At 70.4% G+C, this 15,437-nt stretch carries 14 protein-coding genes; 4 read left to right on the top strand and 10 right to left on the bottom strand.

All coding sequences use genetic code 11. From position 1 onward, the window contains the following. Positions 1–125: 125 nt before the first annotated feature. Entirely contained in the window at positions 126–1,967 is a 1,842-nt protein-coding gene (locus LG380_RS11340; RefSeq protein WP_225765225.1) for an FUSC family protein, read from the top strand. 81 nt (positions 1,968–2,048) lie between these two features. Then, the gene (locus LG380_RS11335) at positions 2,049–4,478 is read left to right on the top strand and encodes a DUF3772 domain-containing protein (RefSeq protein ID WP_225765224.1); all 2,430 of its coding nucleotides are present in this window, start codon (positions 2,049–2,051) and stop codon (positions 4,476–4,478) included. 18 nt (positions 4,479–4,496) lie between these two features. On the opposite strand, the gene LG380_RS11330 is transcribed toward LG380_RS11335, so the two are convergent. Together LG380_RS11330 and LG380_RS11325 are read right to left on the bottom strand one after the other, a co-directional pair. Continuing rightward, complete coding sequence (locus tag LG380_RS11330; protein WP_225765223.1) at positions 4,497–6,602, bottom strand: phosphoglycerol transferase I; 2,106 nt, start codon at positions 6,600–6,602, stop codon at positions 4,497–4,499. Between the two features lie 196 nt (positions 6,603–6,798). After that, entirely contained in the window at positions 6,799–8,439 is a 1,641-nt protein-coding gene (locus LG380_RS11325; RefSeq protein WP_225766584.1) for an AarF/UbiB family protein, read from the bottom strand. Positions 8,440–8,620: 181 nt separating this feature from the next. On the opposite strand from LG380_RS11325, the gene LG380_RS11320 reads away from it, so the two are divergent. Continuing rightward, complete coding sequence (locus tag LG380_RS11320) at positions 8,621–9,532, top strand: DUF808 domain-containing protein (protein WP_225765222.1); 912 nt, start codon at positions 8,621–8,623, stop codon at positions 9,530–9,532. Between the two features lie 15 nt (positions 9,533–9,547). On the opposite strand, the gene LG380_RS11315 is transcribed toward LG380_RS11320, so the two are convergent. The 3 genes from LG380_RS11315 to LG380_RS11305 all read right to left on the bottom strand — a co-directional run bounded on the left by LG380_RS11315 (position 9,548) and on the right by LG380_RS11305 (position 12,389). Beyond that, positions 9,548–10,216 (bottom strand): hypothetical protein, encoded by a 669-nt coding sequence (locus tag LG380_RS11315; protein WP_225765221.1) that lies wholly within the window; start codon positions 10,214–10,216, stop codon positions 9,548–9,550. After that, a complete protein-coding gene (locus tag LG380_RS11310) occupies positions 10,206–10,757 on the bottom strand; it encodes an RNA polymerase sigma factor (RefSeq protein WP_225765220.1) in 552 nt (183 codons plus the stop codon). Before LG380_RS11310 ends, LG380_RS11315 begins: the two co-directional genes overlap by 11 nt. Positions 10,758–10,841: 84 nt before the next feature. Beyond that, positions 10,842–12,389, bottom strand: a complete 1,548-nt coding sequence (locus LG380_RS11305; RefSeq protein ID WP_225765219.1) for a GGDEF domain-containing protein — start codon at positions 12,387–12,389, stop codon at positions 10,842–10,844. Between the two features lie 99 nt (positions 12,390–12,488). On the opposite strand from LG380_RS11305, the gene LG380_RS11300 reads away from it, so the two are divergent. Continuing rightward, on the top strand, positions 12,489–13,133 hold the full coding sequence (locus LG380_RS11300; protein ID WP_225765218.1) for an NAD-dependent dehydratase: 645 nt from the start codon (positions 12,489–12,491) through the stop codon (positions 13,131–13,133). Positions 13,134–13,146: 13 nt separating this feature from the next. On the opposite strand, the gene LG380_RS11295 is transcribed toward LG380_RS11300, so the two are convergent. The 5 genes from LG380_RS11295 to LG380_RS11275 all read right to left on the bottom strand — a co-directional run bounded on the left by LG380_RS11295 (position 13,147) and on the right by LG380_RS11275 (position 15,427). Then, a complete protein-coding gene (locus LG380_RS11295) occupies positions 13,147–13,911 on the bottom strand; it encodes an SDR family oxidoreductase (RefSeq protein ID WP_225765217.1) in 765 nt (254 codons plus the stop codon). Continuing rightward, on the bottom strand, positions 13,911–14,183 hold the full coding sequence (locus LG380_RS11290; protein WP_225765215.1) for a DUF1653 domain-containing protein: 273 nt from the start codon (positions 14,181–14,183) through the stop codon (positions 13,911–13,913). The genes LG380_RS11295 and LG380_RS11290 overlap by 1 nt, the downstream gene beginning before the upstream one ends. 65 nt (positions 14,184–14,248) lie before the next feature. Further along, positions 14,249–14,587, bottom strand: coding sequence for a tRNA-binding protein (locus LG380_RS11285; RefSeq protein WP_225765214.1), 339 nt, complete (start codon positions 14,585–14,587; stop codon positions 14,249–14,251). 109 nt (positions 14,588–14,696) lie between these two features. Then, positions 14,697–15,128 (bottom strand): hypothetical protein, encoded by a 432-nt coding sequence (locus tag LG380_RS11280; RefSeq protein ID WP_225765212.1) that lies wholly within the window; start codon positions 15,126–15,128, stop codon positions 14,697–14,699. Continuing rightward, a complete protein-coding gene (locus tag LG380_RS11275) occupies positions 15,125–15,427 on the bottom strand; it encodes a hypothetical protein (protein ID WP_225765210.1) in 303 nt (100 codons plus the stop codon). Before LG380_RS11275 ends, LG380_RS11280 begins: the two co-directional genes overlap by 4 nt. Between the last annotated feature and the right edge of the window lie 10 nt (positions 15,428–15,437).

The following is a 15,437-nucleotide window of genomic DNA, read 5'->3' as shown; positions in this document are numbered from 1 at the left end:
TCGCTGCGGCGTCCGTGCCGACAGGTATACGGACCTGGTGGTGAAACGACCGTGGCCGCCTTGCGATGCCGGTGGAAAGCTCCGTGCCGACATGGCGCCACAGGGGGCAGGCGTATCCTTTGCCGGTGGCGTCCCCGTCATCCCCGCCGTCGCTGCCCGCGACCCTGTTGCGCAACCTGACCGTGCTGCGGCCGCTGCCGCCACGCCGGCTGGGCTTTGCGCTGCGCGCCGGCATCTGCATGGGCCTGCCAATCTTCGTCGGCTGGCTGGCCACGGACGTCGCAGCCGGGATGGTGGCCGCCATCGGTGGCTTCACTTCGCTGTACGGCAGCGGTCGCCCGTACGCCAGCCGCGCGGTGCACCTGGCCGTGGTGGCGCTGGGCTTCGCGCTGGCCGTGGGCATCGGCATTGCGGTGGCCGCGGTGCCGTGGGCGATCGTGCCGACCGTGGCGGCCATCGCGATGGTCGCGACCTGGCTGTGCACCGCGCTGCGGGTGTCACCGCCCGGGGCCTACCTGTTCCTGCTGGCTTGCGCGGCCGGCAGCGCGATGCCGCCGCTGTTCGGCCCGCTGCAGGCCGGTGCGCTGGTACTGGCTGCGGGCAGCTTCGCGTGGCTGGTGCACATGGCCGGTGCGCTGTGGGCGCCGCGCGGGCCGGAAACCGCGGCCGTGACGGCGGCCGGCCGCGCTGTGCTGGGCTATATCCAGGCCCAGGACAGCGGCATCGAGGCCAAGGCGCGGCAGCAGGCGGCGATGGCCCTGCACGATGCCTGGCAGGCACTGGTGCGCTTCCAGCCCACCGCGTTGCGCCCGGATAGCCGGCTGGCGCGCCTGCGTGGACTCAACCGCGAACTGCACCTGCTGTTTGCCGAGGCGATGGAACTGCGTGGCCGCGGCCAGACGATTCCCGATGACCTGCGTGACCGCGCGCACGCGCTTACCGTGCAGGCCGCCAATCCGCCGCCGGCGCGGCCGCACGATGCCACCCCGCTGGGCCACCCCGGCGTGCGCGAGGCGCTGGCCGAGGCCATGCGCCCGCGCTCGACCACGCGCCTGGTGGTGGCGCGGGTGGGCGTGGCCGCGCTGGTGGCCGGCGGCATTGGCGCGTGGCTGGAGCTGGAGCGCGCCTACTGGGCGATCGCTGCCGCGGTGCTGATGCTGTACCAGGGGCTGGACTGGACGAACATGCTCCAGCGCAGTTTCGAGCGCCTGCTCGGCACCTGGTTCGGCCTGTTGCTGGCCGCCGCGGTGCTGGCCAGCGGACCCAATGGCTGGCAGCTGGCGCTGGTGGTGATGGCGCTGCAGTTCTGCGTCGAAATGCTGGTGGTGCGCAACTACGCCATCGCCGTGCTGTTCATCACCGCCGCGGCGCTGACCCTGGCCTCGGGCGGGCATCCCCCGGCCGATCTCGGCAGCTACGTGCTGGCCCGCGGCGTGGATACGGTAGTGGGCTGTGCGGTGGCGCTGGTCGTGTACCAGCTGATGGCCCCGCGCGCGGCAGCGGCGCTGATTCCCGGGCAACTTCAGCGGCTGTTCGCGGCGGTGGCGGCGGTGTTGCCGCACCTGGCGGCCGGCACCCCGGCCAGCAGTGCGGCGCGGCAGGCGCGGCGTGACCTGATGCACCGCAGCTTCGCGCTGTCCAAGGCCTACGACGCGGCGATGGTTGCCGGCCGTGTGCCACGCCAGGCGGCAGAGCGCCAGTGGCCGGCGATCGCCGCCGCGCAGCGGCTGGCCTACCGCGTGCTGTCGCTGGCCTGGGCGCTGGAGCGCATCGAGGGCGAAGCCGCGGTCGAGGCCGCGCGCTCGATGTTCGGCAGCGATGGCGTGGCCCGGCTGCACGGTGCGCTGGACAGCGCCACGCGCGCACTGCGTGACGGCTATCCGCCGGTGCCGGGCGGACAACTGCCGGCCGCGCTGTCCGGGGAAATGCAGGACCTGCTGCAGTGCCTGCGCCGCGACAGCACCTGAGCCGTGCACACCGGGCGCGTGCGGTGGCTGGCTTATAGTCTGCGCACCGCGCGAGCCCGCGCCCCCACGGTGGTTCTCCCCTTGCTGCAACGACGCCCCGCTTCCGTCCTGTCCTGCCTCCTGCTGTGGCTGTGCCTGCTCGTCGCCGCGCCGCTGGCCGCGCAGGAAGCCACGCCCCAGGCCCGCATCGTCCAGTCGACCACCGACCTGGCCGACGTGGAGCGCGCGCTGGCCAGTGCCGATACCCCGCACACCCTGGCCACGCTCAGCGAACGGGCCAAGGACGTGCAGCGCACCGCCAGTGCCGCGGCCAGTGCGCTGGAACCGGAACGCGAGCAGCTCGACGCGCGCCTGGCGCAGCTGGGCGAGGTGCAGGAGGGCAGCGCCGAGGATGCGGCCATCGCCCGTCAGCGCCGGCAGATCAACGCCGAGCGCAGCGAGGTCGATGCCGCGATCAAGAACGCCAACCTGCTGGCGCTGAAGGCGCAGCAACTGGCCGAATCCATCGAGCGGATGCGGGTCAACCAGCTTGGCGCGCAGCTGTCGCGGCGCATGGCCTCGCCGCTGTCGCCGACGCTGTGGAAGCAGTTCATCACCGACCAGGAGAAGGACCGCGACCGCCTGTTCGCGCTGTACCGGCAGGGCGAGCGCGCGCTGGCCAAGGCGATCAAGCGCGACGGCCCGTGGGTGCCGCTGGCCGCCCTGGCGCTGGCGGCGGTGATGGTGTTCCCGTTGCGCATCTGGCTGCGCCGCGCCGGCCGCCGCCGCGCGATGCGGCCCGAGGCACCGGCCAGCCGCCTGCGCCGTTCCGGGCTGGCGATGTGGCTGCTGCTGGTCGGCACGCTGATGCCGGGGCTGGCAGCATGGATGCTGGTCGAGGCGATGCAGTACATCGACGCGATCCCGCCGCGGCTGGAGCAGGTGGCCGGTCGCTTCGTCGAGGCCACCTTCATCGCCGCCTGCATCGCCGCGCTCAGCAGCGCGCTGCTGATGCCGCACCAGGGCTCGTGGCGGCTGCTGTCGATCGACGACACCGCCGCGGTCCGCCTGCGCAAGTACACCTGGACCACCGCGGCGCTGACCTGGGCCAGCATGATGCTGCTGTCGATCAACCGCGCCGCGCGCACCGGCGAGGTGCTGACGGTGACGGTGGACGGCGTGATCGCGCTGGCCAACATGGCGCTGATCATCGCCATCCTGGTCACGCTTTCGCGCCTGCGAGGGCGGCGTGCGCTCGAAGCCCTCGATGCCGCCGAGCTGGACGCCGTGCCGGCGACCCGGCGCCGCAACACCGGCTGGATCGTCCTGGCCAGCGTGATCGGCCATATGGCCGTTGCCGCGGCGCTGATCGCCGGACTGGCCGGCTACCTGAACTTCGCGATGTTCGTGACCCAGCAGCTGATCTGGGGCGTGGTGGTGCTGGCGGCCCTGGCGCTGCTGGTGAAGTTCACCGGCGACCTGATGGCCTGGCTGTTCCGGCCCGAGGAGGGTTTTGGCCGCGCGATCCACATGGCCACCGGCCTGAGCAGGGCGCGGGTGGAACAGGCCGGCGTGCTGCTGGCCGCACTGCTGCAGCTGGGGCTGGTGGTGCTGGCCGTGGGCGCGCTGCTGATGCCCTACGGCAGCTCCGGCTCGGTGATCGGCTGGTTCGAGACCGCCGCGCGCGGCGTCAGTATCGGCGGCTTCTCGCTGACCCCGGGCGCGGTGCTGCGCGCGCTGCTGGTGCTGGCCATTGGCCTGGCGGTGATGCAGGCCGTGCAGCGCTGGCTGGTCGACACCTACCTGCCGCGCACCGAGCTGGACCTGGGCGCACGCAATTCGATCAGCACCATCGCCCGCTACGTCGGCATCATCCTGGCGGTCATGGCCACGCTGGCCGCGCTGGATGTTGGCCTGGAAAAGCTGGCGCTGGTGCTCAGCGCGCTGTCGGTCGGTATCGGCTTCGGCCTGCAGGCGATCACGCAGAACTTCGTGTCCGGCCTGATCCTGCTGGCCGAGCGGCCGGTCAAGATCGGCGACTGGGTCAAGATCGGTGACCAGGAAGGCGATATCCGCCGCATCAGCGTGCGCTCCACCGAAATCCAGGTCGGCGACAAGTCGACGTTGATCGTTCCCAACTCGGAGCTGATCACCAAGACCATCCGCAACATGACCATGGCCAATCCGCAGGGCCGTCTGCAGATCCAGTTCTCGGTGCCGCTCAACACCGACGTGGCGCGGCTGCGTGACGAGCTGCTGCGTGCCTATGCCGAACACCCGGGCGTGCTGGAAGACCCGGCGCCATCGGTGTTCATTGATTCGATTGCCGGTGGCCAGGTGGCGATCAACAGCTTCGCCTACGTCTCCAGCCCGCGCAGTGCGTATTCGGTGCGCAGCGACCTGCTGTTCGTGATCCTGCAGCGCCTGGCCGAGGCCGGCATCGCGCTGGTGGCTCCGACCGACATCCACCTGGTGCGTGATCCGGCCGACGCCGGTCGTGCGCTGGAGCAGCAGGGGACCGGCGCCGGCTGACCGCCGGCGTCCGCGGTATCAGGAGCGGTCGGGCACCGCGTCCGAGGGCAGCAGCGCGTAGTCGTCCACCGCCAGCTTCTCGGCGTGGTTGAGCCAGGCGCGGATCTCGAGATCGTCGACCTCGTGGTCAAGCCCGAGCGGCATGCGGATGCGGCCATCGGCATCGGGTTGCACCCACTGCTGTGCGACCACCACCTTGCGCTTGGACGACACCGCCTCGACCCAGAACGGCCGCGACGGCTGCTGCTTCGCATACAGCTCCAGCACGTACTGGCCCGGATGGGTGCGCCGCGCCTCGCGGCTGATCATGCGCGACTGCCGCACCACCGGGCGCGGGCCCTGCATGCTGTCCAGCGGCGCATCCACGGCAATACCGCGGCGCAGCTGCGCATCGCGGAACAGCTTGATGCCGCGGTCCTGGCTGACCAGCAGTGCGCACCACTCGCCATCGGCCGAGCGGTCCTCGAACGCGGTGCAGCGGTCGACATAGGCCAGGGTGTTGGCCGGGTCGGCCTTCTCGAACTGCTGCGAGGTGTTTTCCAGGTACACCGACTTCAGCGCCCAGCGCTCGTCGTACTCGAGCAGCACCGGCGGCTGTACCTGCTGCACGCCGACCATCACCTGGTCGTCCTCCAGCCGCAACATGCGCGGGGTGTCATTGCCCAGCCACAGCGAGCGCGAGAACGCCAGGTAACGCGAATAGTCCTTGCCATCGCCCTGCCGCGCCGCGGCGCTGGCACTCACCCCGGTGGCCGGATCAAGCAGCGAGCGGCCAAAGCCTATCGCATTGATGGCCGGATCCAGAAGGTTGAGCAAGGTGGCGCCGGTATCGAGCGTGGTGCCGGCCTGCGCGCTGAGCTGGCGCGGGGCGATGCCGTCGCCGAGGAACAGCAGCAGGTTCTCGCGCGGCATCTCCTCCAGCAGGTGGCTGAGGTGGTTGGGCATGGCCAGGTGGTCGGAGGCGACCACCACCAGCGTGTCGGCGGCGAACTCGCTGCTGCGGATGCGGTCGACCAGTCGCGAGATCAGCCGGTCGGTGCACTTGAGTGCATGCAGCAGGCCGATGTCGCCGTGTCCTGAGCGGTAGCGCGTGCGCTTGCACGCCACCGGCAGGTGGCCGGCCGGATGGTGGGTGTCCATGGTCAGCGTGGTCACCATGAACGGCTGGCCGGCGCGCGAGAGCTCGAGGAAGCGCTCGTAGGCGGTGTCCAGCAGCACGTCGTCGTGCAGGCCCCAGTTGGAGAAATGCCGCCTGGGGATGGACTGCTGCTTGAACCAGGACAGGTCGTGGACCGCGTCGAAGCCGTGGCTGGCCAGGAACTGGCCCTTGCCGGCGAACTGGCCATTGGCGCCACCGAGGTAATGGGTGGTGTAGCCCTGCTGCTTGAGGTAATCACCCAGGCACACCGCCTCGGGCAGGAAGCGGCCCATGCGGCCCATGCTGTTCTCGTCGCCCTGCGCGGTGGTCAGCGGCACGCCGCACATCGAGGCCACCAGCCCGGCGATGGTCCAGCCACTGCCTTCGGCCGAATCCAGCCCGCGTACGTCCAGTGCTTCACCGGCCAGCCGCTTCAGGTTGGGTATCAGCCCGGGGAACACGGTTTCATCGAAGTAGGTGCGTTCCAGGCTCTCGCCATAGATCCACACGATGTTTTTCGGCCGCGCCAGCGGTTGCGCCGGCACACGGTATTCGGGCGCCACCTGGGCGTAGTCCACCGGCTGCATGTGCTGGTAAAGCCGGCGTGCGTCCGGATACAGCGGGCTCAGCAGCGTGCTGGTGACCAGCAGCGCGGCAAAGCCGGCGAAGATCGCCATGCCGTTGCCGGGCAGGCGGAACCGGCGCACCCGCAGCAGAGCCAGTGGCACGAGCGAAAGCATGACCAGGCCCGCGAACATGGCGATGTAACTGCGGAAATCACCGACGCCGGCGCCTTCCATGTCCGCGCGCAGGTGGTACAGCGTGGCGGCATTGATGCCATCACCGCTGAGCTGGTCGATCAGCCACCAGCTGCTGAGCAGCAGCAGGAACAGCGACAGCAGGGCCGCCTTCAACCAGGCCAGCCTCGGCGAGGCCAGCAGCAGGTATACAAGCAACGGCAGGCACAGCCAGAGCATCCAGGGCATAAGTCGTCGTTCGCATGTTGGAAAGCAACAGGCGACAACGCTTCCGTTGCATCACGCCCGCGTCCCCTGTCCCGAGCCCGGGACACCGGAGCGGGCGATCATGCCAGCGGAAACCTGACTGAAATGTTTGTTGCGCACACTGGCGTGCTGCACGCGCAGCACGCCGTTGCTGCCAATACCGCGGAAAACACGCGCGTCAGCGGTGGCCGCGTTCCTCGCGAGCCCGCGTGCGGCGGTCGAACATCAGCGCACTGGCAATGATGCCCAGCCCCAGGATCACGCCGAGCAGGAACAGCACCATCGCAAAGGCCGGATAGCCGAGGAAATGCAGGCCGGTCTCCACCTTCATCATCAGCGAGGAGGCCATGATCAGCGAGGCGGTGATGATGCCGGCGGCGACGCGGTTGGCGATCTTCTGCAGGCTTTCCATCAGCCGTGACTCTTCCAGCCCGGCCACGCGCACCTGCAGGCGGTTCTCGGCGACCAGGGCCAGGATGTCGGACACCTTGCGCGGGCCTTCGCGCATCAGCGCCTGCAGCTCCATCGCCTCGCTGGCGAGGTTGGCCGCCGACAGCGACTTCTTCAGCCGCGCGCGCATCACGTGCTGCAGCTGCTTTTCCACCACGTCGCGGGTGTCCAGGTCCGGGCACAGGGCACGGCACACCGATTCGAGGTTGAGCAGGGCCTTGCCCAGCAGGCTCAGTTCCGGCGGCGTGCGCAGGCCACAGGCCGTGGCGATGCGCACCAGGTCCAGCACCACGCGGCCTTCGGAGTGGTTCCCGTGCGCGGCATAGCGGGCGATCATCTGTCCGGTTTCGCGCAGGTAGCGCTCCTCGTCGTAATCCTCCAGCCGGGTGCTGATGCCGATGATTTCCTCGGCCACTTCCTCGCCGCGGCCATCGACGGCGGCGAACAGCAGCTTGAGCAGGCGCTCGCGCAGGCGAGGCGGCACGTGCGCGACCATGCCCAGGTCGAAGATCGCCAGGCGCTTGTCCGGGGTGACACGCAGGTTGCCCGGGTGCGGGTCGGCATGGATCTCGCCATGCACGAAGATCTGGTCCAGGTAACCGCGGATCAGCGCGCTGGCCAGCGGTTCCATCGATTCCTCGGTGCGGCGCACGTCGGGGATCGAGTCCACGCGCACGCCGTTGGCCAGCTCCATGGTCAGCACGCGGTGGCTGCTCAGGTCCCACACCGGCTGCGGCACCCACAGCTCCGGGAACGGCGCCAGGTGCTGGCCGAAGCGGGCCAGGTTCTCGGCCTCGTTGCAGTAGTCCAGCTCGGCCACCAGGGTCTTGCCGAACTCGTTGAGCCAGTCGGCCAGGCGCACGCGGCGGCCGATGCTGGTCAGCCGGTCGGCGGCATTGGCGAAGTTGCGCAGTACCTCCAGGTCCGAACGCAGCTGCACCGCGACCTCGGGCTTCTGCACCTTGACCGCCACCGGGGTGCCGTCGCGCAGCGTGGCGCGGTGCACCTGGGCGATCGAGGCGCAGCCCAGCGGTACCGGATCGAAGCTGCCGAACAGTCGCGACACCGGGGCGCCGAGGTCCTTCTCGATCACCTCCTCGATCCGCTCCAGCGGCACCGGGGCGACGTTCTCCTGCATGCGCTCGAGCGCGGCGATGTAGTCCGGCGGCACCATGTCCGGGCGGGTGGAGAGCATCTGCCCGAGCTTGACGAAGGTCGGGCCCAGCGCCTCCAGGTCGGTGACGAACTGCTCGGCATCGCCTTCCGGCGGCAGTTCGGTGACGCCACCGGGGTCCAGGTTCATGCCCGAAAACACCCCCGAGTTCCGGTAGCGCAGCAACAGGCGCAGGATCTGGCTGCGGCGGCTCATGCCGCCGACGGGGGCATTGCTGGCTGCATTGTTGTTGCTCAAGGTCGGCTCCGGGAACGGGGATGCGGGTAATGGCCGGAAGTGTGGGCAGCGGGGGGTGGTGGCCCGGTGAATACGTCCCACCACGCTGACGCCGGATCGGCGAGAATTCGCGCCTTCGCCCCTCATTCGTGGAACACCCATGGCCGGTGCCAGCCTGTTTGCCCTGCTCGACGACATCGCCACCCTGCTCGACGACGTGTCCATCCTGACCAAGGTGGCGGCCAAGAAGACAGCCGGTGTGCTCGGCGATGACCTGGCGCTCAACGCGCAGCAGGTGACCGGTGTGACCGCCGCGCGCGAGCTGCCGGTGGTGTGGGCGGTGGCCAAGGGGTCGCTGCTGAACAAGGCGATCCTGGTGCCGGCGGCGCTGGCGATCAGCGCCTGGCTGCCGTGGGCGATCACCCCGCTGATGATGCTCGGCGGCGCCTTCCTGTGCTTCGAGGGCGTGGAGAAGCTGGCACACCGCTTCCTGCACTCGAAGGAGGAGGATGAGCAGCGTCGCGCCGAGCGCCTGAAGGTGCTGGCCGACGAGACCGCCGACGTGGTCGCGTGGGAGAAGGACAAGATCCGCGGCGCGATCCGTACCGACTTCATCCTCTCGGCCGAGATCATCGTGCTGTCGCTGGGCGTGGTCGCCGATGCACCGTTCACCCAGCAGGTCTCGACGCTGGCGATCATCGCCGTGGCGATGACCGCCTTCGTCTACGGCCTGGTCGCGCTGATCGTGAAGCTCGATGACATCGGCCTGTACCTGTGCCGCAAGGGCGGCGCACGCAGGCGCATCGGCGCCGGCATCCTGCACGCCACGCCCTGGCTGATGAAGAGCCTGTCGATCGCCGGCACCGCGGCGATGTTCCTGGTCGGCGGCGGCATCCTGGTCCACGCGATCCCGGCGCTGCACCACTTCGTGCTGGGCATGGCGCCGTCGCCCGGATGGGAGGTCGTGGCCAACGCACTGGGCAGCGTGCTGGTCGGCCTCCTGATCGGCGCGGTGGTGCTGGCAGGGGTCACCGCGTTCCAGCGCCTGCGCGGGCAGCCGGCCGCGCACTGAGGCCCGCGCCGGGCCTCACTCGCGCTCGAAGCGCTCGATCTGCCGCAGTTCGGTGCGGGCGCGGGACAGGCTGCAGCCGGACAGCGAATCCAGCAGCCGCTCGATGCGCGAGCCCGGCGACGCCCGACGCAGCCCGTGGCGGGCCAGCCAGACACTGGCGCCCATCGCCACCACGCCACACCCCAGCGTGGCCATGAACCAGCGCGGTGCCTGCGCATACAGGTCGATGCCCAGCGCCGCGTGCAGTCCCACCTGGGTGGCCAGCAGCCACAGCCACCACCACGGCAGGCCGAGGGCCAGCTCGCCGAGCGCGGTGAAGCGGCGCAGCTGCGCCAGCCGCAGTGCCTGCTGCACTACCGGACCGGTGGCCTGCACGCGCACCGCCAGCAGCGCGCGCGTGGCCGAGATCCAGATCGCGGCGATGCCGTACAGGTGCAGGGCCAACCCGGGCAGCAGCAGGTGCGGCACCTGCCGGTTCGCTACCCAGTAGCCCGCCACCCACGCGGTCAGGCCGATCCACGCCAGCAGCCAGAGCAGCTGGCCGCTGCCGAAGCGGCGCAGTTCCTTGCGTACGCGCTGCTGCCGCGGCTCGCGCCAGGCCTGCAGCGCCAGTGCCTCGATGCCGTCCATGCGCAGGTCCTGGCGCTGCCAGGTCGCGCGTAGCTGTTGCAGTTCACTGTCCATGCCCGTTCCTCGTGTCTTCGCCCAGCAGCTGGCGCCTGATGCGTTCGCGCAACCGGTGCAGGCGGGTGCCGACGTTGGCTGCCGACAGGCCCAGGATCTCGCCGATCTCGCGGTGTCCGTGGTCGTCCAGCGCCAGCAGCATCAGCGCCCGGTCCAGGGGTGGCAGCGAGGCGATGGCGGCTTCAAGCCGGCGCAGGTCCTCGTCGCGGCCGTCGTCGGGCTGCGGCGCAGCGCAGGCATCGGCGTGCTCGAACGGGGCGCGGTAGCGCTCGCGCAGGCGCTGCCCGCGCAGCTGCGAGATCGCCACGTTCAGCGCGATGCGGTACAGCCAGGTGGAAAACCGCGCGCGGCCTTCGTCGTAGCCGGGGAAGGCACGCCAGGCCTGGATGCTGATCTCCTGCACCAGGTCAGCGCGGTCCTGCGGATCGGCGCAGTAGCTGCGCGCCACCCTGAGCACGATGCCGTGGTGGGCCTGCAGCAGGCTGGCAAAGCGCTCGCGCGCCTGGCCTGGGTCGGCGGCGGACTGGAACGGGGATTTCACCAGGGTTTCCATGCCGGGGTGATTCGCACCGGGGCAGGAAATATCACAACGGCAGCGCAGGCGTTGGCGCCGCCCGGCCTGGCGTCAGAACGCGGCCTGCACCTGGGCCTTGCCGGCCCGCTTGGCGGTATACATCGCCTGGTCGGCGCGCCGCAGGGCATCGCTGCCGCTTTCGCCGGTGCGCAGCTCGGCCACGCCAGCGCTGAAACCGACATGGATGCGCACCTCGCCATGCATCACCGGACGCTGCTGCAGCGCGAGCTGCAGACGGCGCGTGGTGGCCAGGCCTTCCTCCAGCCCGGTCGAGGCCAGCACCAGCACGAACTCGTCGCCGCCCATGCGGGCGATGCCGTCGGTGCTGCGCAGCTGCGCGCGGGCCACGGTGACCAGGTGGTGCAGGGCGCGGTCGCCGCCGTCGTGGCCGTGGTTGTCGTTGGTGACGTGGAAATCGTCCAGGTCCATCAGCGCCACGCACAGCGGGTGGCCGCTGGCCTGCGCACGCTGGCATTCGCGCTCGAGCAGCGCTTCCAGCCCGCGGCGATTCAACGCACCGGTCAGTGGATCGACCTGCACCAGGCTGCTGACTTCCTCCAGCTGCCGCTCCAGCGCCTGGATGCGCTGTTCGGCCGCCTCGGCCTCGGCGCGGGCGTGGGCCAGGTGGTCGCGGGTCAGCAGCGCCTGCGCCTGCACCCGGCCGGTGTCGTGCAGTACGTCCTGCAGCAGCTGGTTGAGGTCGTTGATGCTGCGCACCTGGCGCACCGCCAGCGAATAGCCGGCGATGCGGTCGTGGTACTCGCCGGTGCTGATCGCCATGCCGCCGAGCTGCTCGACGAAATCGCCCATCAGGTCCTTCATTGCCGCCTTGGATTCGGCGATGCCCTGCTTGAGCAGGCCCTGCTTGTAGATCACCTCGCGCAGGTTGTTGCGGGTGCGCTCGACCGCACCGGGATCCAGCGGACTGCCCAGCAGCCCCCGCACCGCGGCGATCTGGCCCTGCAGCCAGCTGCGCTCGTCCAGCAGCTCGGCGATGTTCTCCAGCAGCAGGTCGAACAGGCTCAGCAGCATGTCGCGCTGTTCCTGCAGCCCGTGGCTGCGCACGCCGACCTGGTGGGACAGTTCGCGCACGCGGTATTCGATCGGGTCCAGCGGCTGTCCGCTGCGCCAGCCATCCAGCGCCGCCAGCACCTGCCGGGTTTCCTGCTGCAGCTCGGTGCTGTCCTCGACCAGGCTGGCCACGGCCACGCCCAGGGTGTGGCCCAGCAGCCCGCGCAAACGCTGGGTGTCGTTGCCCGAACCCGGGCCGTCCAGCTCCACGGTGCGGATGTACTTGTCGATCAGCAGCCGCAGCAGCCGGCCGTAGCGGTTCCAGTCCGATTCGGCGTGCGCGCTCTCCAGCCGCTTGCCCATGTCGGCCAGCTCGCCGGGCAGGGTGGCCATGCCGTGGGCGAAGGCCAGCAGCAGCTCGGCCGGCTCGTTGGCGCGGACGAACAGGTGCTGCAGGGCCACCGCGCTGCCGCCGCTCACCGCAACCGCCGGTTCCTGCGCTGCACCGGCCGCCTGGGCCTGGCGCCGGGCCAGGATGCGGCCCAGGCCCGGGGACGGGGAGGCGGCAGGGGCTGTGTCATCGGGCATGGACGATCCTGGCGGGAGGGGCGTGGCGGAGGCTGCCGGTGGTGGCATTGGTCATCCGATATCGGCACGCTGGCAGCCTGCTTGAGCCGGGAGGTGGCGATGAGGGTGATGGTGCTGGGAGCCAGCGGGCTGGTGGGCGGCCACGTGCTGGAGCGGCTGCTGGCCAATCCGGCAGTGGCGCAAGTGGTGGCGCCGGTACGCCGGCCGCTGGGGCAGGCCCACCCGAAGCTGGACAGCCCCCAGGTCGACTTCGAGCGGCTGCCGGCCGATGCGCCGTGGTGGCAGGTGGATGCGGCGATCTGCGCACTGGGCACCACCCGCGCCCAGGCCGGCTCGCGCGAGGCCTTTGCCCGGGTCGACCACGATTACCCGCTGGCCGCGGCGCGCTGCCTGCGCACGCACGGCTGCCCGGCTTTCGTACTGAACTCGGCGATGGGCGCGGACCCGGGCTCGGCCATCTTCTACAACCGGGTCAAGGGTGAACTGGAGCGCGACCTGCGCACGCTGGGCTTTGAATCACTGGTGCTGGTGCGCCCGGGCCTGATCGGCGGCGAGCGCGAGCAGCCAAGGCCGGCCGAGCAGCTGGGGCAGCGCGTGCTCGGCGCGCTGGGGCCGGTGCTGCCACGCCGGCTGCGGGTCAACCCGGCCGAGGCCATTGCCGCGGCGATGGTCGACGCCGCGCTGCAGCCGGTCCCGGGCGTGCGGGAAATCGAATCGGCCCGGCTGACCGGGCAGGACGGCTGACGCGGCGGGGCGGTCAGCCCGGCAGCACCTGGCCGCCATCCACCGCCAGCACCTGCCCGGTGATCCAGCGCGCCCGCGGCGACACCAGGAACAGCGCGGCCTGGGCCACGTCCTCCACCGTGCCAAAGCCGCCGAACGGGATGCTGTCGCGTACCTTGCGGTAAAGCTCCGGCTCCTCGCTGCGGCGCCGGTCCCACAGTCCACCGGGGAACTCGATCGAACCCGGGGCGAGGGCGTTGACCCGGATGCGCTCGCGCGCCAGTTCGGTGGCCAGGTTCACCGTGTAGTAGTTCAGCGCGGCCTTGGCGGTTGAATAAGCGGCTGCACGTGGCGTGGGCCGCAGCGCATTGATCGAACTGACGTTGAGGATCACCCCGCCGGCGCTGCGCCGCAGGTGCGGCAGCGCGGCGCGGTTGCAGCGCACCGCGGCCATCAGGTCCACGTCGAACCCGGCCTGCCAGCTGGCATCGTCCACGCCGTTGCCGTAGCCCGATGCGTTGTTGACCACCACGTCGATGCCGCCCAGCGCCTCCGCTGCGGCCTCGACCCACGTGCCGATCTGCAACGGATCGGCCAGGTCGCAGGCCTGCCAGTGCGGCGGCATGTCACCGCGCTGGCTGATGTCCTCCGCAGCGCGGCGCAGGCCTTCCGCGCCCCGCGCGCACAGCGACAGCCGCGCGCCGGCAGCAGCCAGTGCCTGCGCAATGGCCAGGCCAATGCCGCGGCTGCCACCGGCAACCAGTACGCGCAGGCCCCCCAGTTCGCGTGGATCACCCATCAGTGCCCTCCTTCCGCCGACGCGGATGTGTCCTTGCCAGCCGCAGTCACCAGTGCAAAGCGCGGCACCGGCTGGCCGTCCACTTCCACCTCGCTGCAGAACATCGCGTGCGGCCGCGCCCACAGCGCGCCTTCCCCGTACAGCGGGCGGTACACCACCAGCGCTTCCAGCGTCTCGCTGTGCCGGGCCACGCCCAGCACCTGGTAGTCGTTGCCCTTGTAGTGCCGGTAACGGCCGGGCGTGATCGACGGAAGCGGTGGCAGCGATGACATGGATCGACTCCGGAAGCGGGGCCGATAGTGTGCGCCCGCGGCCTCCCGGCCGCGACCGCGCGCGCTCAGAGCAGGCGCGTGCCCAGCGGCACTGGCCGGTCGGGCACGCACAGCGCGACGTCGCCGTTCTCGTCATGGAAGCCGGTGACCAGGCATTCGGACATCAGCGGGCCGATCTGTTTGGGCGGGAAGTTGATCACTGCCACCACCAGTCGCCCGACCAGTTCCTCCGGCGTATACAGCGCGGTGATCTGCGCGCTGGACTTGCGCGTCCCCAGTTCCTCGCCGAAATCCACGCGCAGCACGTAGGCCGGCTTGCGCGCCTGCTCGAACACCGACGCCTCGATGATGCGTCCGACGCGCAGTTCCACCTTCAGGAAGTCATCAAAACCAATGGTGTCCATGTGTCCCCGGCAGGTTGGTTGCCATCACTGCGCCGGCATTGGACACAGTGGTCCGGGACTATCGCATGACCGGCAACGCCGGGTCAGGAGACGCGATGGGCGGGCAGGCCTATTGCGTCTGCAGCGCCTCGCCGGACCATGTCGCCACCACGTCGCCGCTGGCCGCATCGCGCAGGTCGAGGACTTCGCGCCGTCCCGCCTCGCCACCGCCGATGAAGCACGCCGCAGCGTGGGCAATGCCGTGCTGCTGCCCGGGCTGCAGCAGCGACCATCCCGGCCCGACGACCAGTGCTGGGCGCGCGCTGTCCGTATCCAGGTTCTGTACCAGTCCCAGCTCGAAGGCCAGCTCCAGCTTCTGCTGGCAGGCCTCCAGTGCGGTGGCCCTCTCCTCGAAGCCCGCCGATGAAATCCGTTGCGGATCCCCGTGTGCACGCTGCGCGTCACCGGCGGGCCGCCCGTCGCACCCGGCGAGCAGCAGGCACGCCACCCATCCGGCGACACCTGCCGTGCGCCAAGCCCGGATCAGGGTGCCGTGGATCATTCGGCCTTGTGGCGGGCCCGGGTGCCGGCCTCGCCGCGACGACGCTCGTGCGTCGTGTGCAACCGCGACAGTCCCAGTGCTGCAAGCGCCGTGTACAGCGCGCCCGTGGCGAAGTGATGATCGGTCAGGTAAGCGATGACGCCGCCCACCGCCATCGCCACCAGCGCGACGACAGCCAACTTGCGGCCTTCGCGCAGCTGCCGTGCCTCGGCTTCGCGGCGCAGGCGCAGCCGCTCCTCCCGCTCCGGGTCGCGCGCCAGCATCGCATCGGCAATGGCTTCTGCCTGGGTCCTGTTCATGGCAACGCCT

The sequence above is a fragment of the Stenotrophomonas sp. Marseille-Q4652 genome (assembly GCF_916618915.1).
Classification (GTDB): Bacteria; Pseudomonadota; Gammaproteobacteria; order Xanthomonadales; family Xanthomonadaceae; genus Stenotrophomonas.
This window is presented reverse-complemented; position numbering and strand designations above follow the sequence as displayed.

Bases quoted from the DNA above. Each gene is read 5' to 3' on its own strand.
- LG380_RS11330 (WP_225765223.1), bottom strand. From the start codon at position 6,602: ATGCCCTGGATGCTCTGGCTGTGCCTGCCGTTGCTTGTATACCTGCTG.
- LG380_RS11325 (WP_225766584.1), bottom strand. From the start codon at position 8,439: ATGAGCCGCCGCAGCCAGATCCTGCGCCTGTTGCTGCGCTACCGGAAC.
- LG380_RS11320 (WP_225765222.1), top strand. From the start codon at position 8,621: ATGGCCGGTGCCAGCCTGTTTGCCCTGCTCGACGACATCGCCACCCTG.
- LG380_RS11315 (WP_225765221.1), bottom strand. From the start codon at position 10,216: ATGGACAGTGAACTGCAACAGCTACGCGCGACCTGGCAGCGCCAGGAC.
- LG380_RS11305 (WP_225765219.1), bottom strand. From the start codon at position 12,389: ATGCCCGATGACACAGCCCCTGCCGCCTCCCCGTCCCCGGGCCTGGGC.
- LG380_RS11300 (WP_225765218.1), top strand. From the start codon at position 12,489: ATGAGGGTGATGGTGCTGGGAGCCAGCGGGCTGGTGGGCGGCCACGTG.
- LG380_RS11295 (WP_225765217.1), bottom strand. From the start codon at position 13,911: ATGGGTGATCCACGCGAACTGGGGGGCCTGCGCGTACTGGTTGCCGGT.
- LG380_RS11290 (WP_225765215.1), bottom strand. From the start codon at position 14,183: ATGTCATCGCTGCCACCGCTTCCGTCGATCACGCCCGGCCGTTACCGG.
- LG380_RS11285 (WP_225765214.1), bottom strand. From the start codon at position 14,587: ATGGACACCATTGGTTTTGATGACTTCCTGAAGGTGGAACTGCGCGTC.
- LG380_RS11280 (WP_225765212.1), bottom strand. From the start codon at position 15,128: ATGATCCACGGCACCCTGATCCGGGCTTGGCGCACGGCAGGTGTCGCC.
- LG380_RS11275 (WP_225765210.1), bottom strand. From the start codon at position 15,427: ATGAACAGGACCCAGGCAGAAGCCATTGCCGATGCGATGCTGGCGCGC.